We start from the raw sequence: 20,029 nt of genomic DNA, 5'->3' as shown, positions 1-20,029 counted from the left end.
GCCGCTTGCGATGCCAGATTGGACATCGGCCACACCAGTCAAGGTGCCACAACGGCAGCCACCAAGCGGCAAATGGCTAGTGCTCCTGCCAGGCAGAACAGCGTACCGGGCCGGACAATAAAGCCTGACAGCAGCAAAAATCGCTGCTGCGGCCTTATCCCATCTGCGTCGGCGCGCCTGCTACCCTATTTTGTCAGCCGCTCTTATTGCCGCGGGACTGCCACACAATCATTGCCATCGAAACTGACCGACTCGATCAGTTGGGTCTGGGCATTGACCACGAAATTGGTGGTGCAGCTGAAGTGCATGACGCCACCACCGATGCTGCCATCGTAAACCCAGCGCCCCGGGGTTTCGATCACCCGGCTCTGGCCGTTTTCTGTCACGGTAAAGCGATGGCCTGGCTCAAAGCGGTTGTTGTCAAAATAGGGTTGCTGCTGGGTATAAGACTTGCTGTAGGTATACAGCGTATTGCCATTGGGCATGGTCATGCTCTTGCTGGGGGCACCCCATTGCGCCAACAGGGCGTTGGCGTCCTTGCCCTGCCAGTAATACGCTTTTTGTGCATAGCCCTCGCGCGTGGGAAAACTGCTGCAGGCGCTGGTAAGCAGCACCAACAGACAAAGCCATTTACGCATCGCATTCCTTTCCTCGTTCACTTGCTTGCCCTTGCTGTCCGACCAGGCAGCAGATGCCAAGTTCTAGCATAAATCGCCGGCTGACAGCAGTCCGGCATGGCATGCCGCGGCTGACCATAAAAAAACGCCACCCGAAGGTGGCGTTTTTGCTGCAGCAAGTGAACCCTGCGATCAGATCATGCCCTTGCTTTTCAGCAGTTCGAACATGGTCTTGCCGATTTCGGCCGGGCTGCGGGTGTAAGCGATGCCAGCCTTCTCGAAAGCCTTGAACTTCTCTTCGGCAGTACCCTTGCCGCCAGAGATGATGGCACCGGCGTGGCCCATGCGCTTGCCCTTGGGAGCAGTCACACCGGCGATGTAGCCAACAACCGGCTTGGTCACGTAGGCCTTGGCAAATTCAGCCGCTTCTTCTTCAGCGGTACCACCGATTTCACCGATCATCACGATGGCGTCGGTATCCGGATCGTCCTGGAACAGCTTCAGGGCGTCGATGTGGCTGGTACCCGGGATCGGGTCGCCGCCGATACCGATGCAGGTGGACTGACCCAGGCCCAGGGCGGTGGTTTGCGCCACAGCTTCGTAGGTCAGGGTGCCGGAACGGGACACGATACCGATGCGGCCCGGGTTGTGGATGTGCCACGGCATGATGCCGATCTTGCACTCACCCGGGGTGATGATACCCGGGCAGTTCGGGCCGATCAGGCGGATGCCGGCTTCGTCCACGGCTTTTTTCACGTACAGCATGTCCAGGGTGGGCACGCCTTCGGTGATGCAGACAATCAGCTTCACGCCGCTGTCGATGGCTTCCAGGATGGAATCCTTGGCAAAAGCTGCCGGTACGTAGATAACCGAGGCATCAGCCTGGGTTTGACGCACGGCGTCCTTCATGGTGTTGAACACCGGCAGGCCCAGATGCTCGGAACCGCCCTTGCCCGGAGTTACACCACCCACTACCTTGGTGCCAACCTTCAGCGCCTGTTCGGCGTGGAAGGTACCATTCTTGCCGGTGAAACCTTGCACCAGCACTTTGGTGTCTTTGTTTACCAATACGCTCATTTTGAAATCCTTATGCGGTGCAGGTGATTAAAGCGCAGCAACGGCAGCAACGATCTTCTCGGCTGCGTCGTTCAGGCCCTGGGCGGAAACCAGCTTCAGGCCGGATTCGTCCAGAATCTTGGCGCCCAGCTCGGCGTTGTTGCCTTCCAGGCGCACAACAACCGGCACGGTCACGTTCACTTCCTTCACCGCGGCGATGATGGCTTCGGCAATCATGTCGCAACGTACGATGCCGCCGAAGATGTTGATCAGCACGCCCTTGACCGAATCATCGGCCAGGATCAGCTTGAAGGCTTCGATCACGCGGTCCTTGGTAGCACCACCACCCACGTCCAGGAAGTTGGCCGGCTGGCCACCCTTCAGCTTGATGATGTCCATGGTGGCCATGGCCAGGCCGGCACCGTTCACCATGCAGCCGATATTGCCTTCCAGGGCCACGTAGTTCAGGTCGAATTCGGAAGCTTTCACTTCGCGTTCGTTTTCCTGGGACTTGTCGCGCTGGGCCAGCAGGGCCGGGTGACGGTACAGGGCGTTGGAGTCCAGGTTGATCTTGCCATCAACGCAGGCCAGTTCGCCGTTTTCACGCAGTGCCAGCGGGTTCACTTCGAACAGGGCGAAGTCGTTTTCCACGAAAGCCTGGTAAGCACCCAGCATCAGCTTGCTGAAAGCAGCGATTTGCGAACCGGACAGACCCAGGGCAAAGGCGGCATCACGCGCCTGGAACGGCTGCATGCCCACCAGCGGGTTGATTTCGATCTTGATGATCTTTTCCGGGGTTTCTTCGGCTACTTTTTCGATTTCCACGCCGCCTTCGGTGGAGACCATGAATACAACGCGCTGGCTGCCACGGTCCACTACGGCGCCCAGGTACAGTTCACGCTGTACCGGGTACATGTCTTCGCATACCAATACGCTGTTGACCGGCTGGCCGGCTGCGTCGGTCTGATAGGTCACCAGATTGATACCGATCAGGCTCTTGGCAACTTCAGCGGCTTCTTCGCGGCTTTTCACCACTTTGACACCACCGGCCTTGCCACGGCCACCGGCATGCACCTGGGCCTTGACGACGGCAAACTTGCCGCCCAGTTTGTCATAAGCGGCAGCGGCTTCTTCCGGCGTGGTGGCCAGAATGCCCTGTTGTACCGGCAAGCCGTATTTGGCCAGCAGCTCTTTCGCTTGGTATTCGTGCAGGTTCATCTATGGTTTCCTTTCGGTGGAAATGATGGCGGGGCCCTGTCTGGCCAACGTCTCTATTCCTTGGTCGCTTCCTCAACCCTAATGTATCGGGGCGAACCTGTTCTCGCGGCAGGTCCTGCCCCATACCCTCTTTCGGGCCGTGTGAATTGTACACGGCCCCACGGCAATTAGCCGTGCAATGCGCGCTTGTCGGCAGCCAGTGCGGCTTCGTGCACCACTTCCGACAGGCTCGGATGGGCGTGAACAATGCGGGCCAGGTCTTCGCTGGCCGCCTTGAACTCCATCGACACCACGCCTTCGGTTACCAGCTCGGACACCATCGGGCCGATCATGTGCAGGCCGAGGATGCGGTCGGTCTTGGCGTCGGCCAGGATCTTCACCGTGCCCTGCGCCTGACCCAGGCCCAGCGCGCGACCGTTGGCAGCGAAACCGGAAGTGCCCTTCTTGTATTCGATGCCTTCAGCCTTGAGCTGTTCTTCGGTCTTGCCCACCCAGGCGATTTCCGGCGAGGTGTAGATCACCCACGGAATCACGCCGAAATCGACGTGCGGCTTCTGGCCGGCGATACGTTCTGCCACAGCAACGCCTTCTTCGGAAGCCTTGTGTGCCAGCATCGGGCCACGTACCACGTCGCCAATCGCCCAGATGCCCGGCAGATTGGTGTGGCAGTGGTCGTCCACGGCAACAAAACCACGCTCGTCCAGCTGCAGGCCAACGGCTTCAGCACCCAGACCAGCGGTGTTCGGTACGCGACCGATGGAGACGATCAGCTTGTCGAACTCGGCAGCCACGGCTTCGCCGTTCAGCTCGTAGTGAACGGTAACGTGCTTCTTGGTGGCCTTGATTTCACCAATCTTCACGCCCAGCTTGATGTCCAGACCGGTGTCCTTGGTCAGGGTCTTGAAGGCTTCCTTGGCGATCTGCTGGTCGGCAGCGGCCAGAAAGGTCGGAGCGGCTTCCAGGATGGTGACTTCTGCACCCAGACGCTTCCACACGCTACCCATTTCCAGGCCGATCACACCGGCACCGATCACGCCCAGACGCTTCGGTACAGCAGTCAGCGCCAATGCGCCTTCGTTGTCCAGCACCATGTGGTTGTCGGTGGCCAGGCCCGGCAGCTGACGCGGGCTGGAACCGGTGGCGATAATGACGTTGCTGGCTTCCAGTGTGTCAACCACGGCACCGTTGTCGGTAACTTCGATCAGCCACTTGTCGCCCTGACGGCCCTTGAGTGCGGCCAGACCGTGGATGTTGGCAACCTTGTTCTTCTTGAACAGGAAGCTGATGCCAGCGGCGTTCTTGGTGATGATGCCGGTCTTGCGTTCCAGCATGGCGGCCACGTCCATCTTGGCACCGGACACGGTGATGCCGTGCTTGGCAAAGTCGTGTTGTACTGCGTGGAAGTTTTCCGAGGACTGCAGCAGTGCCTTGGAGGGGATGCAACCCACGTTCAGGCAGGTGCCACCCAGCGAAGGCTTGCCTTCCGGGTTTTTGAAGGCATCCACGCAAGCGGTGTTGAAACCCAGCTGGGCTGCACGAATGGCAGCCACATAACCGCCGGGGCCGCCGCCGATAACGACGACATCAAACTGTTGGCTCATTGATTTTCCTTGATCAGAACTTGCCGACCTTGAACAGCAAGATCCCGAAAGCAATCATGAACACGGCGATGATGAGCTTGCCCACCAGGCTGTAGCGGTCTTCGCGAATGCCGCGCTGATGCTTCTTCCAGGTCAGTACCGCGATGGCCACACCGGCCAGGATGGAAGCTACCGCATAAAGCCAGTCAGGCAAAATCATCATTTCTCCGTTCACATTATTCAAAGTGGCCGCAAGCAGGCTTGCGGCCAGCAGGTATTACAGACCCGGTATTACAGGTCCAGGATCAGGCGGGCCGGATCTTCGATGGCGTCCTTGATGGCCACCAGGCTCAGTACCGCTTCGCGACCATCGATGATGCGGTGGTCGTACGACTGGGCAAGGTACATCATCGGGCGCACGACAACTTGACCATTCTCAACCACGGCGCGCTCCTTGGTGGCGTGCATGCCCAGAATGGCGGATTGCGGCGGATTGATGATGGGGGTGGACATCATGGAACCGAAAGTACCACCGTTGGAGATGGTGTAGGTGCCACCGGTCAGTTCTTCCACGGTCAGCTTGCCTTCCTGGGCGCGCTTGCCGAAGTCGGCGATCTGCTTTTCGATCTCGGCCAGGCTCAGCTGGTCGGCATTGCGGATGACCGGAACCACCAGACCACGCGGGCTGCCAACGGCCACGCCGATGTCGAAGTAACCGTGGTAGATGATGTTGTTGCCATCAACGGAGGCATTGACGATGGGGTATTTCTTCAGCGCGGCAACCACGGCCTTGACGAAGAAACCCATGAAGCCCAGCTTCACGCCGTGTTCTTTCTCGAAACGGTCCTTGTAACGGGCACGCAGGTCCATCAACGGCTTCATATTGATTTCGTTGAAGGTGGTGAGGATGGCGTTGGTCTGCTGGCTCATTACCAGACGCTCGGCCACGCGCTGACGCAGGCGGGACATCGGCACGCTCTGTTCCGGACGATCGCCCAGCACGGCGGCCACATTCACGGCAGCCGGGGTGGCAGCCAGGGCCACGCCGGCATTGCCGGCATGAGCCAGTACCGGGCCGGCTTGCGACGGAGCAGCGGCAGCAGCCTGTACGTCTTCTTTCAGGACACGGCCGTCACGGCCGGAACCAGCAACATTGGCCAGGTTCACGCCGGTTTCGGCAGCCAGCTTGGCAGCGGACGGCATGGCAGCGCCACCCGGTGCAGCAGCCGGAGCAGCCTGTACCGGAGCCGGAGCGGCAGCAGCCGGGGCAGCAGCTACGGCAGCCGGGGCATCGCCAGCCTTGGCGGCGGTGTCGATACGGGCGATCAGCTGACCGGAAACTACGGTAGCGCCGTCTTGTTCGATGATTTCAACAATCACGCCAGCCTGCGGTGCCGGCAGTTCCAGCACAACCTTGTCGGTTTCCAGGTCGATGACGTTTTCGTCACGATTGACGAAATCGCCAGCTTTCTTGTGCCAGGTCATCAGCGTGGCTTCGGAAACGGACTCGGGCAGTTGGGGGACTTTGACTTCAATAATCATGTTCTTCTCCAGAGCGGGGCGGTCATCCTGCCGCCCCCGTCAGTGTAATCGTTGTGATGGCGTGTATTTACTTGGCAATCGTCATGGCTTCTTCGACGAAGGACTTGAGCTGGGCAACGTGCTTGCTCATGTAGCCTACGGCCGGGGAAGCGGAGGACGGACGACCAGCGAACGACAAGAACTGCTTGCCGATCAACAGACCTTCCAGGCGATGGCGGATCTGGTACCAGGCACCCTGGTTACGCGGCTCTTCCTGCACCCACATCACTTCCTTGGCTTGCGGGAAGCGTGCCAGCTCGGCGGCTACCTGCTCGGTCGGGAAGGGATACAACTGCTCGATACGCACGATGGCAACGTCGTCTTCCACGCCCTTTTCCTTGCGACCGGCGGCCAGGTCGTAATACACCTGACCGGCACACAGCACCACGCGCTTCACTTTCTTCGGATCCTGCACCACGGCATCGCCGATCACCGGGCGGAAGCTGCCGTTGGTGAAGTCTTCGATCGGGCTCATGGAGTCCTTGAAACGCAGCAGGCGCTTGGACAGGAAGATCACCAGCGGCTTGCGGTACGGACGCAGCACCTGACGGCGCAGCATGTGGAACATCTGGCTGGCCTCGGACGGCATCACGATCTGCATATTGTGCTCGGCGCACAGTTGCAGCCAGCGTTCCAGACGGGCGGAGGAGTGCTCCGGGCCCTGACCATCGTAGCCGTGTGGCAGGATGGTGGTCAGGCCGCACAGACGGCCCCACTTGGTTTCGCCGGAGGAAATGAACTGGTCAATCGCCACCTGGGCGCCGTTGGCGAAGTCGCCGAACTGGGCTTCCCAGATCACCAGTTGGTCCGGAGCGGAACAGGCGTAGCCGTATTCGTAGGCCAGTACCGCTTCTTCGTTGAGGATGGAGTCGATCACCAGGAATTCGGCCTGGTTGTCCGACATATTACGCAGCGGCACGTAGGAGCCTTGGTCCCAGCGTTCGCGGTTCTGGTCGTGCAGTACGGCGTGACGGTGGGAGAAGGTGCCACGGCCGGAGTCTTCACCGGACAGGCGGACACCGAAACCATTGGTCACCAACGAAGCGTAGGCCAGGGTCTCGGCCATGCCCCAGTCGGCATTCTGTTCACCGGCAGCCATGGCCTTGCGTGCAGCCAGCACCTTTTGTACGGTGGGGTGCAGCTTGAAGCCTTCGGGCAGGGTGGTGAACTTCTCGGTCAGGCGCTGGATGTCGGCACGCGGCAGCGAGGTGTCGGTGGGGTGTGCCCAGTGGGTGCCCATATACTGGCTCCAGTCCAGGGCATGTTCGCGCTTGTAGTTGGTGAGCGCGGTCTGCTCCACGTGCTCGCCCTTGTCCAGCGCATCACGGTAAGCCTGGATCATGCCTTCGGCTTCCTCTGCCTTCACCACGCCCTCCTGTACCAGACGCTCGGCATACATGGCGCGCACGCCCTGATGCTTGGCAATCTTCTTGTACATCATCGGCTGGGTCAGGAAAGGATCATCACCTTCGTTGTGGCCCAGTTTGCGGTAGCAGACCAGGTCGATGACCACGTCCTTGTTGAACTGCATGCGGTAGTCCAGCGCAGCCTGCATTACATAGCAGACGGCTTCCGGATCATCTCCGTTCACGTGCAGGATCGGCGCTTCAACCATCTTGGCCACATCGGTACAGTACAGCGTGGAACGCATGTCGCGCGTATCCGAGGTGGTGAAGCCAACCTGGTTGTTAATCACGATGTGGATGGTGCCGCCGGTACCGTAGCCGCGAGTCTGCGACAGGTTGAAAGTACCCTGGTTGACGCCCAGGCCGCCAAAGGCAGAGTCACCATGAATCAGCACCGGCACGGCGCACTTGCGCTCGTTATCCTTGCGACGGTCCTGACGGGCGCGTACCGAACCTTCCACCACCGGGTTGACGATTTCCAGGTGAGACGGGTTGAACGCCAGCGACACATGCATCGGGCCGTTGGCAGTCGGGATGTCGGAAGAGAAGCCCATGTGGTACTTCACGTCGCCGGAGGCCATCTGCTGGGCGGCCTTGCCTTCGAATTCGGCAAACAGGTCACGCGGCAGCTTGCCCAGGGTGTTGACCAGCACGTTCAGACGGCCACGGTGGGCCATGCCGATGATCAGTTCCTGCACGCCCACCGAGGTAGCGTTGTGGATCAGGTGATCCAGCGCAGCGATGGTGGATTCGCCACCTTCCAGCGAGAAGCGCTTCTGGCCGACGTATTTGGTATGCAGATAGCGTTCCAGGGTCTCGGCCGCCGTGATCTGCTTGAGGATGCGCATTTTCTTGCCGGCGTCGTAGCGCGGGGTGGACAGATCGCCTTCAAAGCGCTTCTGCACCCAGTGCTTTTCGTCCGACTTGGTGATGTGCATGAACTCCAGACCGATATTGCCGCAGTAGGTCTGCTTCAGACGCGACAGGATGTCGGACAGCGGCAGCTTTTGCGGGGCCACCAGCGAGCCCACATTGAACTGCACCGCCATGTCGGCATCGGTCAGACCGTGCTTGTGCGGGTCCAGCTCTTGCAGGGTTTCCTGATCCATGCGCTTGAGCGGGTCGAGGTTGGCCTGACGGGAACCCAGTACGCGATAGGCCGAAATCAGCTTCAGCACACCCACCTGCTTCTGCATGGTTTCCCATTCGCCGCCGCTGCTGTTGCGTGGGCCGCTGGCCGGTTTCTTGGCCAGTTGAATGAAGGATTCCTGGATGGGCATGTGTGGTACATCGCGCTCGGCTGCGCCCGGTGCCTGGGCCAGCTTGTCGAAGTATTCACGCCATTCGGCCGGAACCGAATTCGCATCAGCGAGGTACTGTTCGTACAGTTCCTCGATGAACGGTGCATTCCCACCGAACAGGTAGGAATGACTGTACATGGATTGCATCATTATTCGACCCTTTGTTATCTACGTACGTGTCTACGTTTGGCTACATTGCTGCGTGGAGAAAGCGTTGTGGAAAAGACGCAAGAAGGGCTTGTGGGGCAAATCCGTCTCCGTTTTTTCCGCAGCGCTCTATCGGCGTCTGTCGTGAAACTGCTGACTGTATTCTGTAAGACAAAGCAAAAAGTTGGCCGAAACGTGTCCGGCCAACCTGTCACTGCTGATTAGCGCTTGTCGATATCCACGATGTCACGGCGCGGAGCACCAGTGTACAGCTGACGCGGACGGCCGATCTTCATCGCCGGATCAGAGATCATCTCGCTCCAGTGCGCGATCCAGCCCACGGTACGTGCCAGGGCGAAGATCGGGGTGAACATCGATACCGGGATGCCGATGGCGGACAGTACGATGCCGGAGTAGAAGTCTACGTTCGGATACAGCTTGCGCTCGATGAAGTACGGGTCTTCCAGAGCGATCTTTTCCAGCGCCATGGCCAACTTGAACTTAGGATCGTTGTGCAGGCCCAGTTCGTTCAGCACTTCGTCGCAGGTCTTCTTCATGATGGCGGCGCGCGGGTCCATGTTCTTGTACACGCGGTGGCCAAAGCCCATCAGCTTGTAACGCTTGTCCTTCACGCCTTGCATGAAGTCGGCCACATTGTCCACGCTGCCGATTTCGTCCAGCATTTTCAGCACGGCCTCGTTGGCGCCACCGTGGGACGGACCCCACAGGCAGGCGATACCGGCGGCGATACATGCAAACGGGTTGGCACCGGAGGAGCCAGCCAGACGTACGGTGGAGGTGGAAGCGTTCTGCTCGTGGTCAGCGTGCAGGGTGAAGATGCGATCCAGCGCACGGGCCAGAACCGGGTTCACCTTGTATTCTTCACACGGGGTGGAGAACATCATGTGCAGGAAGTTTTCCGCATAGGTCAGGCCGTTTTTCGGGTAGGAGAACGGCAGGCCCTTGTTGTAACGGTAAGCTTGTGCGGCGATGGTCGGCAGCTTGGCCACCAGACGGTGGGCCGAAATGCGACGGTGTTCCGGATTGGTGATGTCCAGCGAGTCGTGGTAGAAGGCGGACAGCGCGCCAACCACACCCACCATCACGGCCATCGGGTGTGCGTCACGACGGAAGCCCTTGAACAGGCTCATCAGTTGGTCGTGCAGCATGTTGTGGCGCATCACGCCACGTTCGAATTCCTTGCGCTGGGCTGCGGTCGGCATTTCGCCGTTCAGCAGCAGGTAGCACACTTCCAGATAATCGCTCTTCTCAGCCAGCTGTTCGATCGGATAGCCGCGGTAGTAGAGCTGACCCAGATCACCGTCGATGAAGGTGATGGCGGACTCGCAGCTGGCGGTAGCCAGGAAGCCCGGGTCAAAGGTGAACATGCCAGTCTTGGAGAAAGCACGGATATCGACGACATCCGGACCCAGAGTGCCAGCCAGTACCGGCATTTCCAGTGAGTCCTTGCCCTCGTTGTAAGCGAGCGTCACTTTGCGGTTAGTTTCCACAGCAATACTCCCAGTCAGTTTTGTGGTGTTGTAATCGTTTTTGGGCCCTGCAACCTGCAACTCAAACCGAGCGCAGGATCTCGATGATGGCGGCTTCTTCCGGATCGTCCAGGTCAGCCTTGCCGTTCACCACATCCAGGAAGTCGGTGTCGGGCAAATCGAGAATACGCTTGTAGGCGTCGATCTCCGCCGGGGAGAGTGAATCGAAGCGCTGGGCAAAAAACCGCTCCAGCACCAGATCCAGCTCCAGCAAGCCCCGGCGGGACCGCCAACGGATCCGCTTGAGTTCAATCGGATCGTAGGCGGTCATACTGCACGCTTGACCATCAGGTCTTTGATCTTGCCGATTGCCTTGGTGGGGTTCAGGCCCTTGGGGCAAACATCGACACAGTTCATGATGGTGTGGCAACGGAACAGACGGTACGGATCTTCCAGATTGTCCAGACGCTCGTTGATAGCGGTGTCACGCGTGTCCGCGATGAAGCGGTAGGCTGCAAGCAGACCGGCCGGACCAACGAACTTGTCCGGGTTCCACCAGAACGACGGGCAGCTGGTAGAACAGCAGGCGCACAGAATGCACTCGTACAGGCCGTTCAGCTCTTCGCGGTCTTCCGGGCTTTGCAGGCGCTCGCGTTCCGGCGGCGGCGTGTCGTTGATCACGTACGGCTTGATCGAGTGGTATTGCTTGAAGAACTGGGTCATGTCCACGATCAGGTCACGCACCACCGGCAAACCCGGCAGCGGACGCAGCTCAATCGGCTGTTTCAGATCGCGGAAATCGGTCAGACAGGCCAGACCGTTCTTGCCGTTGATGTTCATGGCATCGGAGCCACATACACCCTCACGGCAGGAGCGACGGAAGGTGATGGTGTCGTCCTTCACCTTCAGCTTGGTCAGCGCATCCAGCAACTTGCGGTCGGTGGAGTCCAGATCGACGCTGATGTCCTGCATGTAGGGCTTGGCATCCTTGTCCGGATCGTAACGGTAGATGCGGAATTTGACGGTTTCAGTAGTCATCTTGTTCAAGCCCTTAGTAGGAACGTGTCTTCAGCGCGATGGTGTCGACAGTCAGCGGTTGCAGGTTAACCGGCTTGTACTTCAGCTGGTTGCCTTCACGGCTCCACAAGGTGTGTTTCAGCCAGTTGGCATCGTCACGACCATTCGGGGTTTCCGCGGTATCCGGTGCATCGTCACGCACGTGAGCGCCACGCGATTCGGTACGGGCATTGGCCGAGATCATGGTGGCCTTGGCCACTTCGATCAGGTTTTCCAGTTCCAGAGCTTCGATGCGAGCCATGTTGAACACACTGGACTTGTCGGAAATTTCGGTCTTTTGGACCATCTTTTCCACTTCCAGAATCTTCTCAACACCCTCAGCCAGCATGTCCTTGAAGCGGAACACGCCGCAGTGAGCCTGCATGGTGCGCTGCATTGCGGAACGGGCATCGTTCACGGCCACGCCATTGGTCTGCTTGTTCAGACGTTCCACGCGCGCTACCGAACGCTCTACGTCGGCAGTCGATAGTTCCGGCAGTTCCAGCGGCTGGGTCTTGATGAAGTCGATCATCGAGTTGGCCGAGCTCTTGCCGAATACCAGCAGGTCGAGCAGGGAGTTGGTACCCAGGCGGTTGGCACCGTGCACCGAAGCACAAGCACATTCGCCGGCAGCGTAGAAGCCGTGTACCGGTTTGCCTTCCACCACGACTTCGCCGTGGTAGTTGGTGGGAATGCCACCCATCTGGTAGTGACAGGTCGGCACCACCGGGATCGGGGCCTTGATCGGGTCAACACCGGCAAACTTGATGGAGATTTCACGGATGCCCGGCAGCTTGGACATGATCACTTCGGGGTCGAGGTGAGTGATGTCCAGCAGCACGTGATCCTTGTTCGGGCCGCAACCACGGCCTTCGTTGATTTCGGTCACCATGGCACGGGATACCACGTCACGCGAAGCCAGATCCTTGGCATTCGGCGCATAGCGTTCCATGAAGCGTTCACCTGCGCTGTTGCGCAGAATGCCGCCTTCGCCACGTACACCTTCGGTAATCAGTACCCCGGCACCGGCTACGCCGGTGGGGTGGAATTGCCAGAACTCCATGTCTTCCAGCGGGATGCCGGCACGTGCGGCCATGCCCAGGCCATCACCGGTGTTGATGAAGGCATTGGTGGAAGAAGCATAAATACGACCGGCACCGCCAGTGGCAAACAGGGTGGCCTTGGCCTGGAATACCACGATTTCCGAGGTTTCCATTTCCATGGCGATCACGCCTTGCACATTGCCGTCGGCATCGCGAATCAGGTCCAGTGCCATCCATTCCACAAAGAAGTGGGTATTGGCACGGACATTGCGCTGGTACAGCGCGTGCAGCATGGCATGACCGGTACGGTCGGCGGCAGCACAGGCGCGACGCACCGGCTTTTCACCGAAGTTGGACATGTGACCACCGAACGGACGCTGGTAGATGGTGCCATCAGCGTTACGGTCGAACGGCATGCCGTAGTGTTCCAGCTCGGTCACCACCTTCGGTGCCTCGCGGCACATGAATTCGATGGCATCCTGGTCGCCCAGCCAGTCCGAACCCTTTACGGTGTCGTACATATGCCAGGTCCAGTGATCTTCCTCGGAGTTACCCAGGGAGGCGGACACACCACCTTGCGCGGCAACAGTGTGCGAGCGGGTGGGGAATACCTTGGACAGGACGGCAGTCTTCAGACCAGCTTCGGACAGTTGCAGGGCGGCACGCATGCCGGCACCACCTGCGCCAACGATTACTGCATCAAAATGACGAACAGGTACGCCCATTACAGCCCCCAGACAACTTTAACGGAATAGATGAAACAGGACACCAGCCACACGATGGTGAAGGAGTGCAGCGCCAGGCGCAGGCCGGTCGGCTTGATGTAGTCCATCCACACATCGCGAATCCCCACCCATACGTGCAGGAATACTGCCAGCAGTGTGGTCTGGGTCAGTACCTGCACCCAGGTTTGTGCGAAGAAGTCTTTCCAGCCTGCATAGCTGGACGGCATGGTCAGCAGGAACAGTGCCAGTGCTACGGTATAGATCACCATGATGGTGGCCGTCACGCGCTGCATGACCCAGTCGCGCAAACCGTAGTGAGCGCCAATGACAGAGCGGTTTACCATAGTGCTACCCCCAGAATCAGCGTCAGAGCCAGGCTCACCACCACCACAGTCTTGGCGGTAGCGCGAGCGGTTTGCAGTTCCAGACCCTTATGGATATCCAGGAACAGGAAACGGATACCGGCACAGAAGTGATGCATGTAGGCCCACAGCAAGCCGATGAGGATGATCTTCATCAGCGGGTGCGCGACTACGGCACGGTAGGTTTCAAAGGACTCTGCTGAACTGAGCGAACCATGTAGGAGGTAGATCAACAGCGGGAGGGAAAAGAAGAGCGCCACACCACTGACCCGGTGCAAGATCGAGACGATGCCCGGGATGGGCAGTCTGATCGTGGCCAGATCCAGGTGCTTCGGTCGTTGCTTCTGCATATGGCTTCCTTGGATGTATTTGAACCAAGTGGTTATCTCCGGGCCCCTGTCTGGAAGCCCGCCTGAAAGGTCCGCCCTTGTAGAAACCGGGTGGTCCCCCTCAATACTTAACATCATGCTGCCCGATGCTGCAGGGCAATATGATCTGGAAATTCTAGCAAAAATCACCCGGCTGCTGCCCGTTTTTTGCCTGACAAGCGACATTTGCATGTCGGCAGGCGACATCAGCAGCCCTTTTGCAGCAACGCCAGATCCCGACTCAGGCAATAGCGCTGCCGCCACTCCACCCGCTCGCCAACTGAGGAAACAGACAGGCGAAGCAAGCTCAACACCGGCTCCTCCAGCGCCGCCCCGGACAAGCCAAGCAAGTTGGCGTCCTCACGCGGCAACATCACGGCGCGGTACTGCTCACGACTCTCAACCACCCGCACGCCGAAGCGCTGTTGCAAGGTGGCATACACGCCCATGCCGGAGCGAAACCAGCGTGCCTCCATGCCATCAAAACGCTCGGCAGGCAGATAAGCCTCATCCAGCGCCACCGGCCTGCCCTGCCCGCGCCACAACTGGCGCACCCGGAACATCGGCGCATGCCGGCGCAACTGCAAGGCCACGGCCATGTCGTCACTGGCGTTCATGCGCGAGATGGCCAGAAACTCGCAGCTCAACCTGTCCGGCACCTCGTCAAACACGCCGGGCGACTGCAACAGCGCATTACCCCAATCGCTGAGCACCGGGGCAACAAAAGTACCCTTGCCCTGCTGCCGATACAGCAAACCGTCGGCAACCAGTTCGGTGAGCGCCTTGCGGACTGTTCCCTGGCTGACGGACATCTCATCAGCCAAGTCCCACTCACTGGGCAAGGCATCATGCTCCAACCACTCGCCTTCGGCGATACGGCGCAGTAAAAACTGCTTGATCTGCACATACAGCGGCTGTCGACGTGGGGCATTTGCAATCATGTAGTGGCTTTGTATCATCAAACAAATCAAGCGTAAAGACATGTCTTATATAAGACATAAGAGTAAAGCCAGCATATCAGAATTTCTGATGGGGATTCCAGCCCCACATGGTCTACACTCCGTGATACACTCGCTTCACACTTATAGTGCAGAGCAACATCTGCAATTTGAGACAGTCTCGGATATCTAAAGGAGAGTCCACCGATGAAAGCTCCCGTTCGCGTTGCCGTTACCGGCGCTGCTGGTCAGATTGGCTACAGCCTGCTGTTCCGTATCGCCAGTGGTGAAATGCTGGGCAAAGACCAGCCGGTCATCCTGCAACTGCTCGACCTGCCGCAAGCCCAGACCGCCGTTAAAGGCGTGATGATGGAACTGGAAGACTGTGCCTTCCCGCTGCTGGCCGGCATGGTTGCCACCGACGATCCGAACGTCGCTTTCAAGGACGCTCAAGTAGCCCTGCTGGTGGGCGCTCGTCCGCGTAGCAAAGGCATGGAACGCAAGGACCTGCTGGAAGCCAACGGCGCCATCTTCACCGTTCAGGGCAAGGCACTGAACGACCACGCTGACCGCAATGTACGCGTTCTGGTGGTTGGCAACCCGGCCAACACCAATGCCTGGATCGCCATGAAGAGCGCTCCGGACCTGAACCCGAAAAATTTCACCGCCATGTTGCGTCTGGACCACAACCGCGCCCTGTCGCAAATCGCTGCCAAGACTGGCAAGCCGGTTTCCGCCATCAAGGACCTGGCTGTATGGGGCAATCATTCCCCCACCATGTACGCCGACTACCGCTTCGCCACCATCGATGGCCAATCGGTAAAAGCCATGATCAACGACGAAGCCTGGAACCGTGACGTATTCCTGCCGACCGTTGGCAAGCGCGGTGCCGCCATCATCGAAGCACGTGGCCTGTCCTCTGCAGCTTCCGCTGCCAATGCCGCCATCGACCACATCCACGACTGGGTGCTGGGTAGCAACGGCAAGTGGGTGACCATGGGCATTCCGTCTGACGGTTCCTACGGCATTCCGGAAGGCGTGATGTACGGCTTCCCGGTTGTATGCGAAAATGGCGAATACAAGATCGTCGAAGGCTTGGAAGTGGACGAGTTCAGCCGCGAACGCATGAACTTCACCCTGGCCGAGCTGGAAGAAGAGCGCGCAGCTGTCGCTCACCTGTTTGGCTAAGCACTAGCCAGATCAGCGAAAAGCGCACCAACTGGTGCGCTTTTTGTGTTTGATCAATACTAGCAAGTACATTTGAATTTACTAATACAGACTGCCACTGGAGCAAGAGCATGATTGAAGTCGAAGTCCTGAACCAGATCGCGGCCACGATTGAAAACCTGGCCGAGCGCGCCGCCGATATTCGGGGGTATCTTTGACTACGACGGTAAAAAAGACCGTCTGGAAGAAGTAAGCCGCCTCACCGAAGACCCTGATATCTGGAACGACCCCAAGCGCGCCCAGGAACTGGGCCGCGAACGCAAGCAACTGGAAGACGTGGTACTGGTGCTGGACAGCATCAATGCCAGCATTGCCGATGGCCGTGAACTGCTGGAAATGGGCAAGAGCGAAGAGGATGACGAAACCATTCTCGCCGTGCAGTCCGACATGGAAGAAGTCGAAGCCAAAGTGGCCAAGATGGAATTCCGTCGCATGTTCCACGACCCGATGGACCCGAACAACTGCTTCCTGGACATCCAGGCTGGTGCCGGTGGCACCGAGGCGCAGGACTGGGCCGGCATGCTGTTGCGCATGTACACCCGCTATGCCGAACGCAAGGGCTTCAAGGTTGACGTGCTGGAAGTATCCGAAGGCGAAGTCGCCGGCATCAGCAGCGCCACGCTGAAGATCGAAGGCGAGTACGCCTACGGCCTGCTGCGTACCGAAGTGGGCGTACACCGCCTGGTGCGCGTGTCACCGTTCGACTCCAATGCCCGTCGCCACACCTCGTTCTCCTCGGTATTCGTGTACCCGGAAGTGGACGACAGCTTCGAAATCGACATCAACCCGGCTGATTTGCGTATCGACACCTACCGCGCCTCTGGTGCCGGTGGTCAGCACATCAACAAGACCGACTCTGCCGTACGTATCACCCACTTGCCCACCAACACCGTGGTGCAGTGCCAGAACGACCGCTCGCAGCACCGCAACCGCGATGAAGCCATGCAGATGCTGCGTGCCAAGCTGTACGAGCTGGAGCTGAAAAAGCGCAACGAGGCCAAGCAGGCCCTGGAAGACACCAAGACCGATGTGGGCTGGGGTCACCAGATCCGCTCCTACGTGTTCGACCAGTCCCGCATCAAGGACCTGCGTACCAGCCATGAAGTGGGCAATATCAAGGGCGTCATGGATGGCGACCTGGACGGCTTTATCGAAGCCAGTCTGAAACAGGGCGTGTAAACGTCCGGGCCGGCACGCACTGCCGGCCTGCATTACAGCAGCGTAAAACCTTAATTGTTGGCCGATGAGGCCTGGCGGGGGAATGGCCCCCTGCCCTTACCGCAGTAGTCAACGGAGTCATCATGTCTGAACGTGAACAAGCATCATCCCTGAGTCAGGACGAAAACCAGATCATGGCGGAACGCCGCCAGAAGCTGAAGAGCATCCGCGAAAAACGCGTCGCTTTCCCCAACGATTTCAAACGCAGCCACTTTGCCAAGGATCTTCAGGAAAAACACGCGGGTAAAGACAAGGAAGCTCTGGAAGCCGAGAAGATCGAGGTTGCCGTTGCCGGCCGCATGATGCTCAAGCGCGTCATGGGCAAGGCCAGCTTTGCCACCCTGCAGGATGGCAGCGGTCGCATTCAGGCTTACATCGCCAATGACGGTGTCGGTGAAGAAGCCCATGCCGAGTTCAAGCACTTTGACCTGGGCGACATCATCGCCATCCGCGGTGTGCTGTTCAAGACCAAGACCGGCGAACTGACGGTTCAGGCCAGCGAAGTGCGCCTGCTGTCCAAGAACATCCGTCCGCTGCCGGAAAAATTCCACGGCATGACCGATCAGGAACAAAAGTACCGTCAGCGCTACGCCGACCTGATCATGAGCGAAGAAAGCCGCACCACCTTCATCAAGCGCTCGCAGATCGTGCAGAAGATCCGCGACGTCATGGTAGGTGAAGGCTATCTGGAAGTGGAAACCCCGATGATGCACCCCATCCCGGGCGGCGCCACGGCCAAACCGTTCGTTACTCACCACAACGCGCTGGACATGCCGCTCTACCTGCGCATTGCGCCGGAACTGTACCTGAAGCGTCTGGTGGTGGGCGGTCTGGAACGTGTGTTCGAGATCAACCGCAACTTCCGTAACGAGGGGATGAGCACACGCCACAACCCCGAGTTCACCATGATCGAGTTTTACGAAGCCTACAGCGACTACCAGCGCATGATGGAGATGACCGAAAACATCATCCGTCGCTGTGCCGAAACCGTCTGCGGCAGTACCACCATCAGCTACAACGGCAAGGAAGTGGAACTGGGCAAACCGTTCGACCGCTTTACCATTGTGGGTGCCATCAAGCACTACAACCCGCAGTACACCGACGAACAACTGGCTGACGCCACCTGGGTGGCCAGCGAAATCAAGCGTCTGGGTGGCAAGCTGCCGCCGGCACCGGGCCTGGGTAGCCTGCAACTGGCGCTGTTTGAAGAATGTGCGGAAGGCCTGCTGTGGAATCCGACCTTCATCATCGACTACCCGGTGGAAGTTTCCCCGCTGGCCCGTGGTTCCGATGCTGATCCGTCCATCACCGAACGCTTCGAACTGTTCATCGTGGGCCGCGAGCACGCCAACGGTTACTCCGAGTTGAACGACCCGGAAGACCAGGCCGCCCGCTTCATGTCCCAGGTGGCCCAGAAGGACGCCGGTGACGACGAAGCCATGCACTATGACGCCGACTATATCCGCGCCATGGAATACGGCCTGCCACCGACCGGTGGTTGCGGTATCGGCATCGACCGTCTGGTAATGCTGCTGACCGATGCCCCGTCCATCCGCGACGTCATCCTATTCCCGCAGATGCGTCCGGAATAAGCCTGTCTATAAACTTGCCTTATCAATAATCAATGGCCTTGTCGCAAGACAAGGCCATTTTTTTGCCTGACTTCATAAAATATGCAGCAATAGCAATTGAGCTGCATATATCAGATACCATAAAATGCCAAGCGCATTGACATGAAGTTACATGGCAGTTGCCAGATGAATCCTGATTACCAAAACAGGGCTGCCACGCAATTTACGTAATGCAAACAATTCAACCTAGTCACCCTTTGCGAAAGTGAAGTATGCGTTCCCTGCACTTTACCTTGTCTATTTGCGCTGCAGCCCTGCTGTCTGCTCCTGTATTTGCGGCCCGCAGTTCCACCGCCCCCAGCGATATTCTGGCAGCCAATAATCAATACACGCTCTATCTGCAAAACACCAAAGTTGACTATGCCGAAACCGGTGGCAGCCATGGTGCAGCCCCGGGCCTGCTGGATACGGAAAACGGTAACGTCGGTGGTTTTGGCCTGAGTGCCAGCTCGATGTCTGACTTGTGGTTGGGCAATGACTATTTCCAATTCGATTTCAATTACAGCTCGGGCAATACCGGCTATGTCGGCTCATACCTGAATAGCAATGCCGGCTATGGCTCGCTCGTCTCCAGCAGCACTGCCGACATCTACAACTACAGCTTCCGCTATGGCAAGGGCATCAGTGTGCTCAAGCAATCGATGCTGACACCCTATGTCGAAATCGGACACCACCGCTGGGAACGTGGCCTGTCGGCAACTCAGGAAGAAACCTACAGCCACAATTACGCCGGCTTCGGTCTCTTGATGCAGACTGCACCGGTCAGCAAGCTGGTGCTGGATGCCGATCTGTTCTATGGCCGCACCTTCCAGTCCAAGATGACTACCAATCAGTACACCCTGACGGAAGCGACTCTGGGCAACTCGTCCTTCAAGCGCTACGGGGTCGGTGCCGACTATGCCTTCAGTCAGCGCTTCCATGGCAAAATCAGCTATAGCCACGAAAGCTATTCCTATGGCATCAGTGGTGTAAATAGCTATGGCTACTACGAACCGAACAGCACCACCAAGAACAGCATCTATCGCGTAGGCATCGGCTACGCATTCTAAGCCGTAAAAAAAACCG

Annotated in this window: 18 protein-coding genes; 4 read left to right on the top strand and 14 right to left on the bottom strand. The window is 58.5% G+C overall.

Features of this window, described 5'->3' with window-relative positions; translation table 11 throughout:
* Positions 1 to 203 precede the first annotated feature (203 nt).
* The 14 genes from QVF59_RS16180 to QVF59_RS16115 all read right to left on the bottom strand — a co-directional run bounded on the left by QVF59_RS16180 (position 204) and on the right by QVF59_RS16115 (position 14,891).
* Positions 204 to 638: a hypothetical protein gene (locus QVF59_RS16180; protein WP_287881281.1), complete on the bottom strand. Its 435-nt coding sequence runs from the start codon at positions 636 to 638 to the stop codon at positions 204 to 206.
* Between the two features lie 171 nt (positions 639 to 809).
* Positions 810 to 1,694, bottom strand: coding sequence for a succinate--CoA ligase subunit alpha (gene sucD / locus QVF59_RS16175; protein WP_045845617.1), 885 nt, complete (start codon positions 1,692 to 1,694; stop codon positions 810 to 812).
* 27 nt (positions 1,695 to 1,721) lie between these two features.
* Positions 1,722 to 2,891, bottom strand: a complete 1,170-nt coding sequence (gene sucC / locus QVF59_RS16170) for an ADP-forming succinate--CoA ligase subunit beta (RefSeq protein WP_287881278.1) — start codon at positions 2,889 to 2,891, stop codon at positions 1,722 to 1,724.
* Between the two features lie 167 nt (positions 2,892 to 3,058).
* Positions 3,059 to 4,492: a dihydrolipoyl dehydrogenase gene (lpdA, locus tag QVF59_RS16165; protein ID WP_159879046.1), complete on the bottom strand. Its 1,434-nt coding sequence runs from the start codon at positions 4,490 to 4,492 to the stop codon at positions 3,059 to 3,061.
* Between the two features lie 13 nt (positions 4,493 to 4,505).
* Complete coding sequence (locus QVF59_RS16160) at positions 4,506 to 4,691, bottom strand: hypothetical protein (RefSeq protein ID WP_103524279.1); 186 nt, start codon at positions 4,689 to 4,691, stop codon at positions 4,506 to 4,508.
* A 71-nt stretch (positions 4,692 to 4,762) separates the two neighbouring features.
* Complete coding sequence (gene odhB / locus QVF59_RS16155; RefSeq protein WP_159879048.1) at positions 4,763 to 6,013, bottom strand: 2-oxoglutarate dehydrogenase complex dihydrolipoyllysine-residue succinyltransferase; 1,251 nt, start codon at positions 6,011 to 6,013, stop codon at positions 4,763 to 4,765.
* Between the two features lie 67 nt (positions 6,014 to 6,080).
* On the bottom strand, positions 6,081 to 8,909 hold the full coding sequence (locus tag QVF59_RS16150) for a 2-oxoglutarate dehydrogenase E1 component (protein ID WP_159879050.1): 2,829 nt from the start codon (positions 8,907 to 8,909) through the stop codon (positions 6,081 to 6,083).
* A gap of 218 nt (positions 8,910 to 9,127) precedes the next feature.
* Entirely contained in the window at positions 9,128 to 10,417 is a 1,290-nt protein-coding gene (gltA, locus tag QVF59_RS16145) for a citrate synthase (RefSeq protein ID WP_287881274.1), read from the bottom strand.
* A 61-nt stretch (positions 10,418 to 10,478) separates the two neighbouring features.
* A complete protein-coding gene (locus tag QVF59_RS16140; protein WP_045845611.1) occupies positions 10,479 to 10,727 on the bottom strand; it encodes an FAD assembly factor SdhE in 249 nt (82 codons plus the stop codon).
* Positions 10,724 to 11,434, bottom strand: a complete 711-nt coding sequence (locus QVF59_RS16135; RefSeq protein ID WP_159879054.1) for a succinate dehydrogenase iron-sulfur subunit — start codon at positions 11,432 to 11,434, stop codon at positions 10,724 to 10,726. The genes QVF59_RS16140 and QVF59_RS16135 overlap by 4 nt, the downstream gene beginning before the upstream one ends.
* A 13-nt stretch (positions 11,435 to 11,447) precedes the next feature.
* Positions 11,448 to 13,220 (bottom strand): succinate dehydrogenase flavoprotein subunit, encoded by a 1,773-nt coding sequence (gene sdhA, locus QVF59_RS16130; RefSeq protein ID WP_159879056.1) that lies wholly within the window; start codon positions 13,218 to 13,220, stop codon positions 11,448 to 11,450.
* Positions 13,220 to 13,564 (bottom strand): succinate dehydrogenase, hydrophobic membrane anchor protein, encoded by a 345-nt coding sequence (gene sdhD, locus QVF59_RS16125; protein WP_089085070.1) that lies wholly within the window; start codon positions 13,562 to 13,564, stop codon positions 13,220 to 13,222. Before sdhD ends, sdhA begins: the two co-directional genes overlap by 1 nt.
* A complete protein-coding gene (sdhC, locus tag QVF59_RS16120) occupies positions 13,558 to 13,932 on the bottom strand; it encodes a succinate dehydrogenase, cytochrome b556 subunit (RefSeq protein WP_045845607.1) in 375 nt (124 codons plus the stop codon). Before sdhC ends, sdhD begins: the two co-directional genes overlap by 7 nt.
* 224 nt (positions 13,933 to 14,156) lie before the next feature.
* Positions 14,157 to 14,891: a GntR family transcriptional regulator gene (locus QVF59_RS16115; RefSeq protein ID WP_159879058.1), complete on the bottom strand. Its 735-nt coding sequence runs from the start codon at positions 14,889 to 14,891 to the stop codon at positions 14,157 to 14,159.
* Positions 14,892 to 15,095: 204 nt separating this feature from the next.
* On the opposite strand from QVF59_RS16115, the gene QVF59_RS16110 reads away from it, so the two are divergent.
* From QVF59_RS16110 to QVF59_RS16095, 4 genes are all read left to right on the top strand, one after another.
* Positions 15,096 to 16,076, top strand: a complete 981-nt coding sequence (locus tag QVF59_RS16110; RefSeq protein WP_287881270.1) for a malate dehydrogenase — start codon at positions 15,096 to 15,098, stop codon at positions 16,074 to 16,076.
* Between the two features lie 110 nt (positions 16,077 to 16,186).
* Positions 16,187 to 17,294, top strand: a protein-coding gene (gene prfB / locus QVF59_RS16105) for a peptide chain release factor 2 (RefSeq protein WP_131355459.1) whose coding sequence is annotated in 2 segments (ribosomal slippage) — positions 16,187 to 16,270 and positions 16,272 to 17,294 — 1,107 coding nt in all. Because the reading frame shifts where the segments join, the coding sequence is not laid out codon by codon here.
* Between the two features lie 122 nt (positions 17,295 to 17,416).
* On the top strand, positions 17,417 to 18,925 hold the full coding sequence (gene lysS, locus QVF59_RS16100) for a lysine--tRNA ligase (protein WP_287881267.1): 1,509 nt from the start codon (positions 17,417 to 17,419) through the stop codon (positions 18,923 to 18,925).
* 251 nt (positions 18,926 to 19,176) lie between these two features.
* The gene (locus QVF59_RS16095; RefSeq protein ID WP_287881265.1) at positions 19,177 to 20,013 is read left to right on the top strand and encodes a hypothetical protein; all 837 of its coding nucleotides are present in this window, start codon (positions 19,177 to 19,179) and stop codon (positions 20,011 to 20,013) included.
* Positions 20,014 to 20,029 lie beyond the last annotated feature (16 nt).

The sequence above is a fragment of the Aquitalea sp. genome (genome assembly GCF_030150775.1).
Classification (GTDB): domain Bacteria; phylum Pseudomonadota; class Gammaproteobacteria; order Burkholderiales; family Chromobacteriaceae; genus Aquitalea; species Aquitalea denitrificans.
Note: the sequence above shows the minus strand (reverse complement) of the source record. Positions and strands in the feature narration are given on the sequence as shown.

Bases quoted from the DNA above. Each gene is read 5' to 3' on its own strand.
- QVF59_RS16150 (WP_159879050.1), bottom strand. From the start codon at position 8,909: ATGATGCAATCCATGTACAGTCATTCCTACCTGTTCGGTGGGAATGCA.
- QVF59_RS16115 (WP_159879058.1), bottom strand. From the start codon at position 14,891: ATGATTGCAAATGCCCCACGTCGACAGCCGCTGTATGTGCAGATCAAG.
- QVF59_RS16095 (WP_287881265.1), top strand. From the start codon at position 19,177: ATGCGTTCCCTGCACTTTACCTTGTCTATTTGCGCTGCAGCCCTGCTG.
- QVF59_RS16180 (WP_287881281.1), bottom strand. From the start codon at position 638: ATGCGTAAATGGCTTTGTCTGTTGGTGCTGCTTACCAGCGCCTGCAGC.
- sdhA (WP_159879056.1), bottom strand. From the start codon at position 13,220: ATGGGCGTACCTGTTCGTCATTTTGATGCAGTAATCGTTGGCGCAGGT.
- QVF59_RS16140 (WP_045845611.1), bottom strand. From the start codon at position 10,727: ATGACCGCCTACGATCCGATTGAACTCAAGCGGATCCGTTGGCGGTCC.
- sucD (WP_045845617.1), bottom strand. From the start codon at position 1,694: ATGAGCGTATTGGTAAACAAAGACACCAAAGTGCTGGTGCAAGGTTTC.
- QVF59_RS16160 (WP_103524279.1), bottom strand. From the start codon at position 4,691: ATGATTTTGCCTGACTGGCTTTATGCGGTAGCTTCCATCCTGGCCGGT.
- odhB (WP_159879048.1), bottom strand. From the start codon at position 6,013: ATGATTATTGAAGTCAAAGTCCCCCAACTGCCCGAGTCCGTTTCCGAA.
- sucC (WP_287881278.1), bottom strand. From the start codon at position 2,891: ATGAACCTGCACGAATACCAAGCGAAAGAGCTGCTGGCCAAATACGGC.
- QVF59_RS16110 (WP_287881270.1), top strand. From the start codon at position 15,096: ATGAAAGCTCCCGTTCGCGTTGCCGTTACCGGCGCTGCTGGTCAGATT.
- sdhC (WP_045845607.1), bottom strand. From the start codon at position 13,932: ATGCAGAAGCAACGACCGAAGCACCTGGATCTGGCCACGATCAGACTG.
- sdhD (WP_089085070.1), bottom strand. From the start codon at position 13,564: ATGGTAAACCGCTCTGTCATTGGCGCTCACTACGGTTTGCGCGACTGG.
- lpdA (WP_159879046.1), bottom strand. From the start codon at position 4,492: ATGAGCCAACAGTTTGATGTCGTCGTTATCGGCGGCGGCCCCGGCGGT.
- QVF59_RS16135 (WP_159879054.1), bottom strand. From the start codon at position 11,434: ATGACTACTGAAACCGTCAAATTCCGCATCTACCGTTACGATCCGGAC.
- lysS (WP_287881267.1), top strand. From the start codon at position 17,417: ATGTCTGAACGTGAACAAGCATCATCCCTGAGTCAGGACGAAAACCAG.